The sequence below is a fragment of the Polaromonas sp. P4_H1 genome, assembly GCF_056400945.1.
In genome coordinates this window covers 1-550 of record NZ_JBFUKG010000125.1, presented here as the reverse complement: position 1 = coordinate 550, position 550 = coordinate 1, and the positions used below count along the sequence as shown (strand labels likewise).

The 550-nt window shown below is 61.2% G+C and carries 1 protein-coding gene; it reads left to right on the top strand.

Annotated elements, in window-relative coordinates; translation table 11 throughout:
- Positions 1 to 282: 282 nt before the first annotated feature.
- A partial coding sequence (locus tag AC1DS5_RS25470) for a hypothetical protein (protein ID WP_477721024.1) occupies positions 283 to 550 on the top strand: 268 nt, incomplete at its 3' end.

Below are 550 nucleotides of genomic sequence, written 5' to 3'. Positions count from 1 at the left end.
GGTGAGGAGGCGCGCAGYGCCGTCTCGAACCATGAGCTGTTGGCAGGCATCGCCGCTAGCGGCCATCCTTCGAGACGCGCGCAAGGGCGCGCTCCTCAGGATGAGGGCGGAGTGTGTGATATTCACCGGGAGCCACAGATTTCCCCGCGTGTCCGATCCCTTAATAAAACCTCAACAAACCCATAAGCTTATGGTGAACCGTTTGTTAAGTGGCATGGTTTATTTTCTCTGACAGTGGCATCGCGTTTCGGTGTTGATCTTGTTGCGTAGGCTGGCAGAACCATGATTGTTCGGCAGTTCATCAGTTGGGTACGGACCGCTCCAGCCAGCGAGCGGGCAGAGGCAACGCGCTCTTTGGCGCGGGCCTGGATTTTTTCTGATCTTTCAGACGACGACCGTGCCGCAGCCGAAGGCGCGCTGCTGATGCTGCTCGATGACGCGTCGCCGCTGGTGCGCCAGGCCATGGCGCAGGTTTTCGCCCGCGCGCCGTCGGCGCCCCCGGCCATCGTGCAGGCGCTGTCGGTGGATCAGCCCTGTGTGTCGCTTCCAG